Annotated in this window: 18 protein-coding genes and 1 riboswitch; of the genes, 12 read left to right on the forward strand and 6 right to left on the reverse strand. The window is 31.5% G+C overall.

The window, feature by feature from the left end; genetic code table 11:
- Positions 1 to 244 precede the first annotated feature (244 nt).
- The gene (locus ACSULM_RS00005) at positions 245 to 1,081 is read left to right on the forward strand and encodes an aldo/keto reductase (RefSeq protein ID WP_436859735.1); all 837 of its coding nucleotides are present in this window, start codon (positions 245 to 247) and stop codon (positions 1,079 to 1,081) included.
- An 87-nt stretch (positions 1,082 to 1,168) separates the two neighbouring features.
- Here the strand turns inward: ACSULM_RS00005 and ACSULM_RS00010 are convergent, their stop codons facing one another.
- The 3 genes from ACSULM_RS00010 to ACSULM_RS00020 all read right to left on the reverse strand — a co-directional run bounded on the left by ACSULM_RS00010 (position 1,169) and on the right by ACSULM_RS00020 (position 2,310).
- The gene (locus tag ACSULM_RS00010) at positions 1,169 to 1,525 is read right to left on the reverse strand and encodes a fluoride efflux transporter FluC (RefSeq protein WP_436859736.1); all 357 of its coding nucleotides are present in this window, start codon (positions 1,523 to 1,525) and stop codon (positions 1,169 to 1,171) included.
- The gene (gene crcB, locus ACSULM_RS00015; protein WP_436859737.1) at positions 1,522 to 1,887 is read right to left on the reverse strand and encodes a fluoride efflux transporter CrcB; all 366 of its coding nucleotides are present in this window, start codon (positions 1,885 to 1,887) and stop codon (positions 1,522 to 1,524) included. Before crcB ends, ACSULM_RS00010 begins: the two co-directional genes overlap by 4 nt.
- 117 nt (positions 1,888 to 2,004) lie before the next feature.
- Positions 2,005 to 2,310, reverse strand: a complete 306-nt coding sequence (locus ACSULM_RS00020) for a hypothetical protein (protein WP_436854176.1) — start codon at positions 2,308 to 2,310, stop codon at positions 2,005 to 2,007.
- Between the two features lie 298 nt (positions 2,311 to 2,608).
- Between ACSULM_RS00020 and ACSULM_RS00025 the strand changes: the two genes are divergently transcribed.
- From ACSULM_RS00025 to ACSULM_RS00040, 4 genes are all read left to right on the forward strand, one after another.
- On the forward strand, positions 2,609 to 3,322 hold the full coding sequence (locus tag ACSULM_RS00025) for a transaldolase (RefSeq protein WP_069995039.1): 714 nt from the start codon (positions 2,609 to 2,611) through the stop codon (positions 3,320 to 3,322).
- A gap of 343 nt (positions 3,323 to 3,665) precedes the next feature.
- On the forward strand, positions 3,666 to 3,782 hold the full coding sequence (locus ACSULM_RS00030) for a putative holin-like toxin (protein WP_436859738.1): 117 nt from the start codon (positions 3,666 to 3,668) through the stop codon (positions 3,780 to 3,782).
- 247 nt (positions 3,783 to 4,029) lie between these two features.
- On the forward strand, positions 4,030 to 4,668 hold the full coding sequence (locus tag ACSULM_RS00035; RefSeq protein ID WP_436859739.1) for a pentapeptide repeat-containing protein: 639 nt from the start codon (positions 4,030 to 4,032) through the stop codon (positions 4,666 to 4,668).
- A 152-nt stretch (positions 4,669 to 4,820) separates the two neighbouring features.
- Positions 4,821 to 5,270 carry a hypothetical protein gene (locus ACSULM_RS00040; protein ID WP_436859740.1) on the forward strand — a complete coding sequence of 150 codons (450 nt, stop codon included), beginning with the start codon at positions 4,821 to 4,823 and terminating at the stop codon, positions 5,268 to 5,270.
- Between the two features lie 2 nt (positions 5,271 to 5,272).
- On the opposite strand, the gene ACSULM_RS00045 is transcribed toward ACSULM_RS00040, so the two are convergent.
- Together ACSULM_RS00045 and ACSULM_RS00050 are read right to left on the reverse strand one after the other, a co-directional pair.
- Complete coding sequence (locus tag ACSULM_RS00045; RefSeq protein WP_436859741.1) at positions 5,273 to 5,698, reverse strand: competence protein ComK; 426 nt, start codon at positions 5,696 to 5,698, stop codon at positions 5,273 to 5,275.
- Complete coding sequence (locus ACSULM_RS00050; RefSeq protein WP_436859742.1) at positions 5,691 to 6,185, reverse strand: sigma-70 family RNA polymerase sigma factor; 495 nt, start codon at positions 6,183 to 6,185, stop codon at positions 5,691 to 5,693. The genes ACSULM_RS00045 and ACSULM_RS00050 overlap by 8 nt, the downstream gene beginning before the upstream one ends.
- A gap of 219 nt (positions 6,186 to 6,404) precedes the next feature.
- On the opposite strand from ACSULM_RS00050, the gene ACSULM_RS00055 reads away from it, so the two are divergent.
- A complete protein-coding gene (locus ACSULM_RS00055; protein WP_436854168.1) occupies positions 6,405 to 6,629 on the forward strand; it encodes a hypothetical protein in 225 nt (74 codons plus the stop codon).
- 165 nt (positions 6,630 to 6,794) lie between these two features.
- Entirely contained in the window at positions 6,795 to 7,649 is an 855-nt protein-coding gene (locus tag ACSULM_RS00060; protein ID WP_436859743.1) for an N-acetylglucosaminidase, read from the forward strand.
- 263 nt (positions 7,650 to 7,912) lie between these two features.
- Here ACSULM_RS00060 and ACSULM_RS00065 read toward each other — a convergent pair whose 3' ends face one another.
- Positions 7,913 to 8,839: an osmoprotectant ABC transporter substrate-binding protein gene (locus tag ACSULM_RS00065; RefSeq protein WP_436859744.1), complete on the reverse strand. Its 927-nt coding sequence runs from the start codon at positions 8,837 to 8,839 to the stop codon at positions 7,913 to 7,915.
- A 175-nt stretch (positions 8,840 to 9,014) separates the two neighbouring features.
- Here ACSULM_RS00065 and ACSULM_RS00070 point away from each other — a divergent pair, with 175 nt between their 5' ends.
- The 5 genes from ACSULM_RS00070 (at position 9,015) to ribH (ending at position 14,358) form a co-directional block, all read left to right on the forward strand.
- Complete coding sequence (locus ACSULM_RS00070) at positions 9,015 to 10,481, forward strand: FAD/NAD(P)-binding protein (RefSeq protein ID WP_436859745.1); 1,467 nt, start codon at positions 9,015 to 9,017, stop codon at positions 10,479 to 10,481.
- Positions 10,482 to 10,712: 231 nt separating this feature from the next.
- A riboswitch (FMN riboswitch) is annotated at positions 10,713 to 10,846 on the forward strand.
- Between the two features lie 165 nt (positions 10,847 to 11,011).
- Positions 11,012 to 12,055, forward strand: coding sequence for a bifunctional diaminohydroxyphosphoribosylaminopyrimidine deaminase/5-amino-6-(5-phosphoribosylamino)uracil reductase RibD (gene ribD, locus ACSULM_RS00075; RefSeq protein ID WP_436859746.1), 1,044 nt, complete (start codon positions 11,012 to 11,014; stop codon positions 12,053 to 12,055).
- Between the two features lie 6 nt (positions 12,056 to 12,061).
- Positions 12,062 to 12,694, forward strand: coding sequence for a riboflavin synthase (locus tag ACSULM_RS00080; RefSeq protein ID WP_436859747.1), 633 nt, complete (start codon positions 12,062 to 12,064; stop codon positions 12,692 to 12,694).
- Between the two features lie 10 nt (positions 12,695 to 12,704).
- Complete coding sequence (ribB, locus tag ACSULM_RS00085) at positions 12,705 to 13,886, forward strand: 3,4-dihydroxy-2-butanone-4-phosphate synthase (RefSeq protein ID WP_436859748.1); 1,182 nt, start codon at positions 12,705 to 12,707, stop codon at positions 13,884 to 13,886.
- A 13-nt stretch (positions 13,887 to 13,899) separates the two neighbouring features.
- The gene (gene ribH, locus ACSULM_RS00090; protein WP_436859749.1) at positions 13,900 to 14,358 is read left to right on the forward strand and encodes a 6,7-dimethyl-8-ribityllumazine synthase; all 459 of its coding nucleotides are present in this window, start codon (positions 13,900 to 13,902) and stop codon (positions 14,356 to 14,358) included.
- Positions 14,359 to 14,466: the final 108 nt, after the last annotated feature.

The following is a 14,466-nucleotide window of genomic DNA, read 5'->3' on the forward strand; positions in this document are numbered from 1 at the left end:
CTGGACGATCTACTCCTCTCTATAACTATAAAAAATAGCTATGAAAAAATCTATCGTCATAGATTTCTTCATAGCTAATCTTAGTATGTTTTTTGAATTATAATTTATTAACTTTGTAAAAATATGGCGTTATTGATTTATGATTAAGAAATGGTGATTAATTTTTCTATTAAAGGCATTATTATTGTTGAAAAGGGGAATAGCGTTATACATAAATAACTAATAAGCAAAGGGGAAGATCTATTTGGAATATATTACATTTTATAATGGAAATGAAATGCCGATTGTCGGATTAGGTACATTTCGTGTAGAAAACAACGATAAATGTAAAGCATCAGTAAAACATGCAATTGAGAGTGGTTATACACATATAGACACTGCAATGATTTATGAAAATGAAGATAAAGTTGGAGAAGGGATTGCTGAGGGACTAGCTGCTACAGGCTTAAAGCGAAGTGATTTATTTATTACTTCTAAGTTATGGTTAGACGATTATGGCCGTACTAATGTGGCTGAAGCGTATGAAACAAGTTTGAAAAAACTAGGGTTAGATTATTTAGATTTATATTTAATGCACTGGCCAGGTACGGATGAAGCAGTGATGATCGATACATGGCAAGGTATGGAAGATTTATATAAGGAAAATAAAGTGAAAAATATTGGCGTGAGTAATTTCAATGTTGAGCATTTAGAAGCTTTATTGGCTCAAGTTTCAATTAAACCTGTGATTAATCAAGTTGAGTTTCACCCATACTTATTACAAGCATCCTTAAATAGATATTTAGATGTCCAAAATATACACATGGAATCATGGTCTCCACTAATGAATGCGCAAATTTTAGAAGATGAAACTGTGCAAGCTATCGCTAATGAAATTGGTAAGTCTCCAGCACAAGTCATTATTCGTTGGAATATTGAACATGGCGTTGTTGTTATACCTAAGTCTGTAACACCATCACGTATAGAAGAGAATTTAGAGGTGTTCGATTTTTCATTAACGGACGAACAAATCAAGCGACTAGACAATCTTAATGAGGATCGTCGAATTGGTCCAGATCCAATTGGTTATAATGGACATTAATATATATAAAGTGTGTGGCTTTGATGTATTCAAAGTCACACACTTTTTTTATGATATATGAGATAGAATCTCGATGATTTGAAATATTTAAATTATAATATAACCAAGATAACAGGCGAAAAATGACATGCCATATTGCAAGAGTGAATAGATTAAAAAATATTTCATGTTCTTTTGTGTAAATAGTAAGTGAACTAGTTCTGATGAAAGTGTTGAAAATGTAGTTAAGCCTCCTAGTACACCTACTACAAAAAATGAATTTAACCAGTCTACATGTAAGGCCATTCCCATGAATAGTCCAATTAACATACTTCCAACTATATTCACGATAGGTGTGGCTATCGGAATAATAGAGTTTAATTTGGCATTACAAATATTTGTAATAGCTGCACGGATAACAGCGCCAATCCCACCGCCAAGCATGACGAATAAGCCACTAATCATGAAAAGTATCCTCCCAGTTTAACTCCGATATAACAAAACAATATACCAAGTAAATAACTCAATAAAGCATATGTAATCATTAAAAAATATGCACCTTGTTCAAAAAAGCCTAAGAGTTCAAATTGAAATGTTGAAAAAGTCGTTAATGCACCTAGAAATCCTGTAGTAATACCTTTTTTAAGTAATGGGCTATTTTTAAAATATTTAACTGCTGTGGTCCCTAGTAGTCCCATTAAAAAAGCGCCGATTAAATTTGCGTATAAGGTACCAGTAGGAAAACCAGATGAATCATTTATAAAAGATAAACCATATCTTAGCAATGCGCCGAACGCACCACCTAAAAAAATGAACAAGTATTGCATTAGGTCCGACTTCCTTTCGTAAAAATGAGTAAATCATTGATACTATTGATTTATAAAATAATTAAACAGCACATAATAATTATAGCTGAGACAAATATTAATGTCCCAGCTACATAGTTAAAAAATGATGCCAAATGTTGATAATGAAGCAATAATATGAATGATTATTACAACTAAAATGACATAAGGCAATAGTTTACTTGCTTTTACAATCCAATCTGATTTTTCACGTGCGTGTTTGATGGATTTATCTGCGAATATAATCGAAATGATTAAAATAATTGCGTTAATAATACTGCATACAAAGATTAGCTTGATCATAGAACTAAAATGCATGTTTAACAGAGGGTTTCTAGTATTAAAATAAAAACTAATTATGATCAGTATACTAGATAAATAAAAATAAAGTTTTGATCGTGCCATAAAGACCTCCTAATGCGATTCATTTAATAATAATATCATAAATTTAAAATAATTTAATGAAATTTACAATATTAGATTTTGATTGATACTATCAAATAAAAAAATACTTATAAATATAAAAGCGGTATTCCTAATATTGCGACATAAAAACTGTTGAATTTCATTTGTGAGCGCAGATACATAAGCAAAACGTTAGAATTTTAATAGTAATGGTGGTATAAATGAGTTGTATGGTTAATAAAACCGTTATCAAATAATTCGAATGTGAATTATTTATTTTAGTCAGGAGGAATAAGCAATGGCAAAATTAAATGTTGAAGTATTTGCAGATGGTGCAGATATTGAAGAAATGAAAGCAGCTTATAAAAATAAACAGGTTGATGGTTTTACAACTAATCCAAGTTTAATGGCAAAAGCAGGTGTTACTGACTATAAAGCTTTCGCTGAAGAAGCTGTACGTGAAATTCCTGATGCTTCTATTTCATTTGAAGTATTTGCAGATGATTTAGAAACAATGGCGAAAGAAGCTGAAATTTTAAAACAATATGGTGATAACGTATTTGTTAAAATTCCAGTCGTAAATACAAAAGGTGAATCAACGATTTCTCTAATTAAAAAATTATCAGCAGAAAATGTTCGTTTAAATGTAACTGCTGTTTATACATTAGATCAAGTAAAAGAAATTACTGAAGCTGTTACAGAAGGTGTTCCAACTTATGTATCAGTATTTGCTGGACGTATTGCTGACACAGGTGTAGATCCAATCCCATTAATGAAAGAAGCGGCAGAAGTAACGCATAGTAAAGCAGGCGTTAAATTATTATGGGCAAGTTGTCGTGAAGTAATTAACGTTATTCAAGCTGATGAAGTGGGCGCTGACATCATTACATGTCCTGCTGACGTAGTTAAAAAAGTAAATAATAACTTAGGACGTGACATTAATGAATTATCTGTTGATACTGTCCAAGGATTTGCCAAAGATATTCAAAGTTCAGGTTTATCTATTCTTTAATATCAATCCCCTATAAACACAGTGTTTGTAGGGGTTTTCTTTGTTCTTTAAAAAGAAAAAAGAGGAAATCATATAATTTTAAATTCTTCCAGTTTATCCATCATATCTTTTTCCATTTTTTGACATGCATGTGTATAATTTTTTATAGTTGTGACTGGATTCTTTGGATTTCTGAGTAAGTCAAAATGATAGATGAAATTAAACAAGGTTTGAAGAAAGAATATTAGTGAATATGGTAAAATATTAAGGTGAGCAAGTTGGATAGATGGTGGCTAATCTCAGTATAAAGTGAGGTGGTGCTTATGGAAGTACCGACAAAATCTTTAGAAAGGAGATGCCTTGTGTGGTTTCAATTGTAGAAACGCTACACTTAATGTTAGGTTTCGGAACTTTCATCGTTACCTTATTAGGTTTAGTGATTGCAATTGTTAAATTAAACCAAAAAAATAACCATCTCTAACTTTGGCGGTTTAGATGGTTATTTTAGAATTAACTATTAAATCAGTCACCGTCTTTTTAACGGACTCACTTGGGCGATACACATATGTGTTGCCCTTTTTCTATATATAAAGTAACACAATATAAAAATATTATCAAATTCAATGAGTCAGCTCATTCTGTCGGCTTTTTTTTGAGGGGAAAATTTATATAGCTGTTTACATGTTTGTTATACTAAAAATCGATTTAAAATAAAGGGGCATACAGTTATGAAAATTAAACCACCTAAAATAAGCAAAAATTTAGAACCAAAAGTTTTAGATGATATATTTACATTAGATGACGATATTTTAGAATTAGCAGAGATTAATAAATCAAGTTTAGAAAACCAACAACTTGAACGACTGCTTCTATATGGTTCTTACATCAAAGATTGTAATTTTGCGAATGCCGATTTGGGACGAGTAGACTTTACAGATGTTATTTTTGAAAACTGTGATTTTTCAAATACGAACATGGAGAATGGTAGTATACATAGAGCAGTATTTAAACATTGCCGTATGACGGGTGCGATGTTTAGAGATATGAGATTTGGAGATATTGTTTTTAATGAAGTTAAAGGTGATTTCATTACCATTATTGAATCAAAAATAGAAAAGTTTTTAATAGAAAATAGCAATATTACAAATGCTGAGTTTCATCAAAATAAACTTAATCAAGTAATTTTTACAAATACAAATATAAATGAATTGTCTAACTATCAAACATCATTAAAAACATGTGATATTAGTAAATCGTATTTCGAAACATTAACAATAAATAAAGAAGATTTAGTAGGGTGTAAAATATCTAGAGAACAAGCTATTCTATTTGCATCGCTAATGGGCTTAATTGTTGTGGATGATTAAAGTTTAGATGCAAAAATGTGTTGGACTAAAAATAGATATTAATTTTATGAAAAGCGTGCGATAATGAATTTATTATTTAATTAAGATAATGTGTTTGGAACATATTAAAAATAGTAGTTATAGTAAGTAGTCTTAAAGGAGAATAATTGGTTATGAAGTTAAATATTTTTAAGCAAAAAGTAAAAAAACAATTGTGGTTTTTAAATAAAAAAGAAAAGTCGAAATTAGATGAAGTATTACAACATGTTGGGACTGTAGAAAATAGTGACAACTTGAATCGTCCCATAGCTTTTTCCAATCAATTTTTGAAAGAATATATTTTTAAAGAAAAAGTGGTGTCATCAACACAATTATTTGTGTTACTGATAGGAATTTTATTAACTTATATTTTGTTATTAGGGTTGTTTTTATTTGGGTTTATAACGAGTTTAACGGCAGTACAATACTTCATAAAACCCGAAGTTCAATTATCTACCATAACTGTGATATTAACACTTGTTGGTGCATTACTATTAGTTGTGGTGAGTTTGTATTTAATACGAAGTGTTACAGGCTATTTTACTAAAAAGTTATTAGAATATAAACATAATAAATCATTGTAATGTTAGTGATTTAAAAGGTGAGAAAGTGTCAAACTTTCTTGCCATTTTTTATATACTAAAATATATGGCGCATCAACGATTATAAAAGTCGAGTTTTCAAAATAGATTATTGTTTGACTACTTTTCGAAGTTAACCCATTGATAGCACAAGCATTTATAAAGTATTTGATGGGTGAGCGTTGGTGCATAATTGGAAAAACAATAGTTTCTTTATTGATAAAGATCGGTACAAATTTTCTTATTTTTAATAATGTCCTTGACTGTTTCAATTGTATTGAAAAGGAAAGGTTGTGACTTTCTAATACATATTCTAATGCTTGATTAATCGTTGAGGGGTAAGTGATTTGATGTGTTGTGTATTGACATAAGGTTAATATTTCTGGGCCAACTACATTTTTGAAATATAATACTTTTGATAGACTAGTCATGTTGTATCACCTCAGTTAGTTTTGAAAAAATTGATATATGCCTGTTGGACCGCTTTTGATAATTTTTGATGGTTGAAACTGAACAATTTAAGATGTTGGCTAGCTCATGTTGTTTATAGCCTTTAAGTTTTAGTTGTAACCATAGGCGTTCAGAGGAAGTAAGTTGAGAGAAAAAGTGTTGGAATTGTACGGAATCATCAAGCACTGTATGTGATGATAATTGTTGTAACTCAGAATCATTTGTTAATTGATATTTATCGGAGTAGTTACTGAAAGTGCGGAATAAATCTATTAAATAGTAGTTTAATCTGGTATATAAATAAGAATTCATAGTGGGTGATTTTTTTTGATCATAATTAAGCGCGAGTTCCCATAATTTAATTAAAAGTAATTGTGCAAATTCATCATAATTGTACGTGACATTATACTTTTTTAGAAGAAAATAAATAAGTTTGTGCTTAGTTTTATATAATTGATCAAAATTCATTGTATGGCTCCAAAGTTGTATATACAACAAATATTTCCGGATGCTTACATTTTAAAATGAAAAATAATAAATTTCATTTGCTAAATCTTAATAATAGGTGTTAAATAGAGAACATAAGAGCAATAAATTTTAAAGTATATTACATTCACGCGTATGCAACTTAAAGATATAACACTAGAAAATATATTAATTTCTTCAGACAATTATCAGGAGGTTTGTATGGATTACGCACATTTAAATTTGGAACATTTTTTTGCAAAACATAATGATTTAGATATGATTAAAGATAAGTCTGATTTTGTAATGATTAATAATATGACTAATGAAATGATGTACCGTGACGGAGAAATAGAAGGTACTATTGATTTAAATCGTTATTATTATAAAAATAGATCCCAAGCTTCAAGTTTTATAATGATGGAATATTATAAAAGTCAAGAGTGATGAAATTAAAATTTCATTACTTTTTTTATGAATGTGTAACAACACAAAGTTAAAATTGTGTGATTATCTATTTAGTGTTAAACTTTATTATCAGATAGTCTCAAACTATAAATGCATAGATGAAAGGGACTTCTCATTCCTAATTATTACCTAAGAGGTGTGAACATGACGAAGCATAAAAAAGGCTCTATATTATCAATTGTAGGTTTATTGGTAATCTTAGGTGTAGCTGTTGTCATTGTATTTTCAATGATTTCAGATCAAATCTTTTTTAAAGAAGTAAATGAACAGGAAAAAGTTGAGAATTTAAAAGTAACTTTGGACAAGGCTTCAAAAAAGCAAATTGATAACTACACAAGCCAGCAAGTCTCAAGTAAAGATAATAAATCTTGGAGAGACGCATCATCAACTGAAATTAAAGCTGCGATGAACAGTAGCGATTTTATTGATAGTGATACACAAAAATACCAATTTTTAGAATTAGATAAGTACCAAGGAATTGATCAAAATAGAATAAAACGTATGCTAATTGATAATCCAACATTATTAGAGCATTCTGATGAATTTATAAAAGCAGCTAAAGACAAGCATGTAAATGAAGTGTATTTAATTTCTCATGCATTACTCGAAACAGGTTCTGCAAAGAGTGAACTTGCGAGTGGTGTTGAAATTGATGGTAAAAAATATTATAACTTCTTTGGTGTAGGTGCTTTAGATGAGGATCCTATTAAAACAGGCTCTGAATACGCTAAAAAACATGGATGGGATACCCCTCAAAAAGCAATTAGTGGTGGTGCTAACTTTATCCATGGTCACTTTTTATCAAATAAAGATCAAAATACGTTATACAGTATGAGATGGAATCCGAAAAATCCTGGTGAACATCAATATGCTACAGACATTAAATGGGCTGAGAGTAATGCAAGTTTAATGGCTAACTTCTATGAGAATATGAAAACAGAAGGAAAATATTATAAATACTTTGTTTATAAAGATGATAATAAACATAAAACACAATAAAATACGAACTAAATTAAACCAATGAAGCCTAGAGCTTTGTTGGTTTTTTTGTTTTATAATTTTTGATTATTGGACTTTAAATACAAAAAAAGAAGGATAAGCCGCATTGTGGCCAATCCTTCAAATAATGATTGCGTATATGTGTGTAATTGGAATTGTTATTCCGCTTTGTTTTTCTGTCCTATCAATAAAAATAACATGAGTGCAGATATAAAAACTTTGAATACAAATTTCATCAAGTCACATCCTTAACTGTTCATTTATTATTTTTTATCAAAATAATGGTGTTTTTCTAAAAATTCTTTTGCTACGATTGCAGGTTCTTTACCTTCACCATCTGCTTCATAATTTAATTTTTGCATTTGTTCCGTTGAAATTTTCCCTTCTAATTTTTCTATAGCTTTTTTAAGTTCAGGTTGTTTTTTTAATTTATCATTAGGTACAACTGCACTTGCATCATAAGGTGGGAAGAAGTTTTTGTCATCTTTTAGTACAACTAAGTCGTATGCTGCAATTCTGCCATCAGTTGTATAGCCGAGAGCTACATCAAGTTTTTTGTTTTTTAATGCATCATAGACAAGACCAATTTGCATTGGTTTAATCGAATTAAAAGCAAATCCATAATGCTTTTGGAATGGGGCATAGCCATCGCCACCACGTTTAATCCAAGTAGTATCTGTTCCAACGTTCACTTTATCTTTCACTTTTTCTAAATCAGAAACATTATGCAAATTGTATTTTTTCGCAGTTTCTTTTGTGACCATAAATGCAAAGGTGTTTTCAAAACCATATGAATTGAAAAAACGCTGATCAAATTTTTTAGTGAATAACTTTTTAGTAAGTTTCATAGCTTTATCAGGATCCGTAATAGGCTTTTGTTCTAATACACCCACTAAATCTGTTCCTGTATAGCGTGTACTTGAAACGTCGGCATCTCCATTTATTAATGCATTATGCTGTATCGTTGCAGAGCCTAAATTGTTGATGATGGAACCTGTTACTTTACCATTGGTGTCATGTTCAATTAATTCCTTTAACATATAAGCCATGGTTTGTGATTCGCTTGTAGCTAGAGCTGAAATTTTCACTGTATCTTTAGATTGTCCACTGCCTAAACCAGGTAAGTCACAACTTGCTAATAGAATTGTACTTGCTAAAATTAAAAAAAGCATTCGTTTCATAATTTTCATTATTTTACCCCTCAAATAAAAAAACAAAAAAATAAATTTTATTAATACATCAATGTTAACATATTTTGAAAAACATTATAACTAAACAATGAAAATAACTGATAGACCTAAAATATATAATGTGAAGACAATCATTGGTATAATAAAATCAAATAATAATAGTGAGGATGATACTATGAAAATTGCCATCATTGGGATGGGGACAGCCGGCGTCAGTGTGTTGAAAGAATTGGTCAAGAGTGATCAATTTAATCAGATGCAAATAGACGTTTATGATAACCCGAAAAATATGGGACAAGGTGTTCCATTTCAAAATGACAGCGATCAGTTATTAATTAATTTACCAGCCGCTGAAATGTCATTAAATTTGGATAATCATCGTGAATTTTATGAGTGGTATGAAAATCAATCAACTTTTAAATTTTCGAATCCTAAATATTTGCCACGATTTATATTTGGTCATTATATGAAGGATTATTTACAGCAGTATAATCTTAAATATAGCAATATACAGTTGGTACAAGAAGAAGTATCTGAGTTATATATCGAATCAAAAATTGGAGACACGGAGGTCACGTATCAAGTATGTACCTCCAAAGAAAGTGAAAATGCGCAGACATATGATGTTGTATTCTTATGTATTGGCACGTTAACTTACCATGATCCATATAAATTAAAAGGGACACCTGGTTATATTCAAACGCCATATCCAACATATAATACTTTAGATCATGTTAAGGACTCTGACAGAATATCAATCATAGGAACTGGTTTGGCCAGTTTGGATGTTATACGTTATGTCACAGCACATCATCCTAATTTGCCAATCACAGTGACTAGCCGTAAAGGGCATCTGCCAAGTGTAAGAGGCGAAATGCCTGAATTAGAATTTAAGTATGTAACACCTGATAACTTTAACCAAATAAAGCAGCGTAATTTTGGGAATGTACCGTTAGACGATGCTATTTGTTTGTTCTTAAAGGATTGTGCAACTCTTGAGATTCCAGTAGAGACACTTGTGCACCGTAAGCAGGGCGATGCTATAGCAGATTTAAACTATGATTTAGAGCATTCAGAAATATTAGGGAAGTTTCAAAGTATACTTGAACTTGCTAAAGAAAATCTGAATTGGATTTGGAATAGCTTTAGTAGAGAAGATCAAAAGAGATTCTTGTCTGACTATCAGTGGATTTTAAAAGAAAATTCGAATCCAATGCCGCCGCAAACTGCACGATTAATTATAGAACACATTGAAAATGGATTAATAGAAATAAAAAGTGGTTTAGAATCTGTTGAACATATGGATTCAGAATTCCAATTTCAATTTAAAGATGGTACGAGTCAACAGTGCGATATCGTTATAAATGCGACAGGATCTAAAACACAACTTGCCGACCTCGATAGCGATGACCAGCTCGTGTTAAATTTAGAAAATAGACAAGTTGTTCAAGCGCATCCGCTTGGAGGTATCCAAATCGTAGCAGAGACGAATCAAGTCATCAGTCCAAGATATGGAACATTACAAAATATGTACGCGCTTGGTCAATTAACGAATGGTATTAATCAGTCTCGGAATGGTGTCATGATGATTGTAAAACAAGCAGTTGGTGTTGTTCATCATTTACTAGATTCTAAATCATAATGAGGCTGAGATAACGAAATATATTTAGCAAATTTAGAACTATGCTCTATTTAAAAATAGTAATGAGCTTGAGTACTAAACAGTTTGATTTACACGTAAACTGTTTAGTACTTTTTTTATAATAAAACCGACTCAAACAATAAGAATTGTTTTTTCGCTAAAAATGTAGTACGATGATTTTGTAACCTATTTATAGTTACACAGACTCAATCATCAATAACAATTTCATAAATATTCTTTCGGGGCAGGGTGGAATTCCCAACCGGCAGTAAATTAAGCCTGCGACCTGCATTCGTAATTACGAATGTGGCTGATCTAGTGAAAATCTAGAGCCGACAGTATAGTCTGGATGGGAGAAAGAATTGCAGTATAACAAAAAATGGCACTTTTAGAGTGTTTATTTGGCATACTCATATTTTAAAAATATGTTGGAGTGTGTCTAATTGTTGCTAAATAATGTTATATCAATATATATCCCAACATCCGAATGCTTTCATTCGGGTGTTTTTTTATTATATAGAGGTGATGAGATGAGTCAGTTTTTAAATTATGCTATTCAATTAGCACAAATGGTAGAAGATCAAACTGGTACCAACCCTCCAGTGGGTGCCGTCGTGGTTAAGCAAGGTCGTATTGTAGGTATAGGTGCACATTTACAAAAAGGTGACAAACATGCTGAAGTACAAGCATTGGACATGGCAGGAGAACAAGCACAAGGTGGATCTATATACGTTTCATTAGAGCCTTGTACGCATTATGGTTCTACACCTCCATGTATCAATAAAATCATTTCAGCAGGTATTCAAAAGGTAGTATACGCAGTGAAAGATACTACACTCAAAACTCACGGCGATGATGTCTTACAACAATCTGGAATACAAGTCGAGTTTCGTCATCAACCAGAAGCAGAATCGTTATACAAGGACTTTTTTATAACAAAAAGGCAATCTGTACCAAAAGTAACGGTTAAGGTATCTTGCAGTTTAGATGGCAAACAGGCAACTGATGAAGCACAAAGTAAGTGGATTACGAATAAAGCTGTAAAGAAAGATGTATTTCATTTACGCCACGACCATGATGCAGTACTTACTGGAAGAGGAACTTTAATAGAAGATAATCCACAATATACTACGCGAATTGAAGATGGCAAGCATCCGATTCGAGTTATATTGTCAAAATCGGGTCAAATAGATTTCAACTTAGATATATTTCAAAATCAAAGTGAACCGATTTGGATTTATACAGAAAATAGTAAACTTAAATCAGATATTGAAAATGTTGAAATTAATTGTCTTTCAAATTGTTCAATTGAAAATATACTAAAAGATTTACATGAAAAAGGGATAGGACGATTATTAGTTGAAGCCGGTCCTACCGTAACTTCAGAATTTCTCCAATCTAATTACACGAATGAACTTATTTTATATTATGCCCCGAAAATTATAGGTGGTTCTGGTAATTATCAATTTTTCCAAACTGAGAATATTTTTGATTTATCAGAAGTACCACATTTTAAAATTGTTAATTCTCAAATGATTGAGCAAAACATTAAATTGACACTACGAAAGAAGTGATGAGCCATGTTTACTGGCATCGTTGAAGAAATAGGAACAATTAAAAAAATATCAACACAGCAATCTGTGGTTAGTTTGAACATTGGTTGTCAGACAATATTAAGTGATATGCATATTGGTGATTCAATAAGTGTGAATGGTGCATGTTTAACAGTAGTAGATTTTGATGATCATTCATTTTCTGTTCAGATAATCAAAGGTACAGAAAATAAGACTTATCTTAACCAATTATCACAAGCTGCTGAAGTGAACCTGGAAAGAGCAATGCTTGGACAAGGCAGATTTGGTGGTCACTTTGTTTTAGGTCATGTTGATGAAGTTGCTAAAATAACGAGAATTCAGGATTCTGATAATTCAAAAATAGTGACAATACAACCATCAGCGAACCTGCTAAAACAGATGGTAAGTCAAGGTTCAATTACAGTGGATGGTGTGAGTTTAACAATTTTTAAATTAAATTCGTCATCATTTGATATTCATCTTATTCCAGAAACGAGAAAGTCTACAATTTTAAATCAAAAGCGTGTCGGTGATTCTGTTCATTTAGAAACGGATATGTTATTCAAATATGTAGAAAAAATCGTTGCAAATCAAGGTTCTGGTCTAAGTACAGACAAACTCAAAGCGTTCGGATTTTAGGAGGGGTATTATGCAATTAGATAGTATAGCATCAGCACTGGAGGCACTGAAAAAGGGCGAAAGTATCATTGTTGTTGATGATGAAAATAGAGAAAATGAAGGTGATCTTGTCGCTGTAACTGAGTGGATGGATGATAATACAGTTAATTTTATGGCAACGTATGGTAAAGGGCTCATTTGTGCACCAGTCAGTCAAGACATCGCACAACGGTTAGAGTTAAATCCAATGGTTAATCATAATTCTGATGTATATGGCACGCAATTTACGGTCAGTATCGATCATATTGATACAACGACAGGTATCAGCGCAATTGAAAGAACTATGACTGCTAGAGCATTGATAGATGAACATGCCGTGGCAAGTGATTTTAATAAACCAGGTCATTTATTCCCTCTAATAGCACAAGAAAATGGTGTGTTAGCAAGACGCGGACATACTGAAGCATCTGTTGATTTAGCAAAGTTAACTGATGCGAAACCAGCAGCACTTATTTGTGAAATCATGAATGATGATGGGACTATGGCTAAAGGTGACGATTTAGAAGCGTTTAAAGAGGCGCATGGTTTAATCATGATTTCAATAGAAGATTTAGTACGTTATAGAAAAACAGCAATCACTCATATAGAGGCTAAAGCGAAAGTCAAATTGCCGACTGAATACGGCATTTTTGATATGTATGGCTTTGAAAATGCTAATAATGATGAAGAAATCGTAGCTATTGTTAGTGGCGATGTTAAAAAAATAGAAAATGTACGTATACATTCTTCTTGTTTAACAGGTGATATTTTTCATAGTCAAAGATGTGACTGTGGTGAACAATTAGCTGCCTCCATGAAATATATAAAACAACACGGTGGCATTATTTTATATTTACCACAAGAAGGCAGAGGTATTGGCTTAATTAATAAATTAAAAGCATATGAACTTATTGAACAAGGCTATGATACTGTTACTGCGAATATTGCTTTAGGTTTTGATGAAGATTTGAGAGATTATCAAGATGCTGCTCAAATTTTAAAATACTTTGGTGTCGAAAGGGTTAATTTACTTAGTAATAATCCAAAGAAATTTCAATGTCTTGAAACATACGGTATAGATATCAACAAGCGAATAGATCTCATTGTTGAAACAAATGAATATAATCAAGATTATATGGATACAAAAAAACTGAAAATGGGTCATTTATTATAGGAGGTCATGGAAAATGAATTTTGAAGGTAAATTAGTAGGAAAAGATTTAAAAGTAGCAATCGTCGTTAGTAGATTTAATGATTTTATTACAAATCGCTTATTAGATGGGGCTAAGGATACATTGATTAGACATGATGTGGATGCTGAACAAATTGATGTAGCGTATGTACCAGGTGCATTTGAAATTCCATTAGTTGCTAAAAAACTAGCGCAAAAAGGAGAATATGATGCCGTTATCACACTTGGCTGTGTCATCAGAGGATCAACTTCTCATTATGATTATGTATGTAACGAAGTTGCTAAGGGTGTATCTAAAGCTAACGATGTGACAGACACACCAGTTATCTTTGGTATATTAACAACTGAAAATATTGAACAAGCTGTTGAACGTGCAGGTACTAAAGCGGGTAATAAAGGTGCTGAAGCGGCAGTAAGTGCAATCGAAATGGCCAATTTACTGAAATCATTTTAATTGATTGTAGAATTAACACAGACAAAGCATGATTAATTTCTATAATTAAGCATTTAAAATTATTGAACAACGTAAATAAAAAAGTAAAAGCTGCTTTCAAACTATAAG

This window comes from Staphylococcus caeli (assembly GCF_051413795.1).
GTDB lineage: Bacteria > Bacillota > Bacilli > Staphylococcales > Staphylococcaceae > Staphylococcus > Staphylococcus caeli_A.

Excerpts from the sequence above, each read along its gene's own strand:
- ACSULM_RS00040 (WP_436859740.1), top strand. The coding sequence starts at position 4,821 with ATGAAGTTAAATATTTTTAAGCAAAAAGTAAAAAAACAATTGTGGTTT.
- ACSULM_RS00065 (WP_436859744.1), bottom strand. The coding sequence starts at position 8,839 with ATGAAAATTATGAAACGAATGCTTTTTTTAATTTTAGCAAGTACAATT.
- ribH (WP_436859749.1), top strand. The coding sequence starts at position 13,900 with ATGAATTTTGAAGGTAAATTAGTAGGAAAAGATTTAAAAGTAGCAATC.
- ACSULM_RS00020 (WP_436854176.1), bottom strand. The coding sequence starts at position 2,310 with ATGGCACGATCAAAACTTTATTTTTATTTATCTAGTATACTGATCATA.
- ribB (WP_436859748.1), top strand. The coding sequence starts at position 12,705 with ATGCAATTAGATAGTATAGCATCAGCACTGGAGGCACTGAAAAAGGGC.
- ACSULM_RS00060 (WP_436859743.1), top strand. The coding sequence starts at position 6,795 with ATGACGAAGCATAAAAAAGGCTCTATATTATCAATTGTAGGTTTATTG.
- ACSULM_RS00035 (WP_436859739.1), top strand. The coding sequence starts at position 4,030 with ATGAAAATTAAACCACCTAAAATAAGCAAAAATTTAGAACCAAAAGTT.
- ACSULM_RS00080 (WP_436859747.1), top strand. The coding sequence starts at position 12,062 with ATGTTTACTGGCATCGTTGAAGAAATAGGAACAATTAAAAAAATATCA.
- crcB (WP_436859737.1), bottom strand. The coding sequence starts at position 1,887 with ATGCAATACTTGTTCATTTTTTTAGGTGGTGCGTTCGGCGCATTGCTA.
- ACSULM_RS00045 (WP_436859741.1), bottom strand. The coding sequence starts at position 5,698 with ATGACTAGTCTATCAAAAGTATTATATTTCAAAAATGTAGTTGGCCCA.
- ACSULM_RS00055 (WP_436854168.1), top strand. The coding sequence starts at position 6,405 with ATGGATTACGCACATTTAAATTTGGAACATTTTTTTGCAAAACATAAT.
- ACSULM_RS00025 (WP_069995039.1), top strand. The coding sequence starts at position 2,609 with ATGGCAAAATTAAATGTTGAAGTATTTGCAGATGGTGCAGATATTGAA.
- ACSULM_RS00050 (WP_436859742.1), bottom strand. The coding sequence starts at position 6,185 with ATGAATTTTGATCAATTATATAAAACTAAGCACAAACTTATTTATTTT.
- ACSULM_RS00010 (WP_436859736.1), bottom strand. The coding sequence starts at position 1,525 with ATGATTAGTGGCTTATTCGTCATGCTTGGCGGTGGGATTGGCGCTGTT.
- ACSULM_RS00070 (WP_436859745.1), top strand. The coding sequence starts at position 9,015 with ATGAAAATTGCCATCATTGGGATGGGGACAGCCGGCGTCAGTGTGTTG.
- ribD (WP_436859746.1), top strand. The coding sequence starts at position 11,012 with ATGAGTCAGTTTTTAAATTATGCTATTCAATTAGCACAAATGGTAGAA.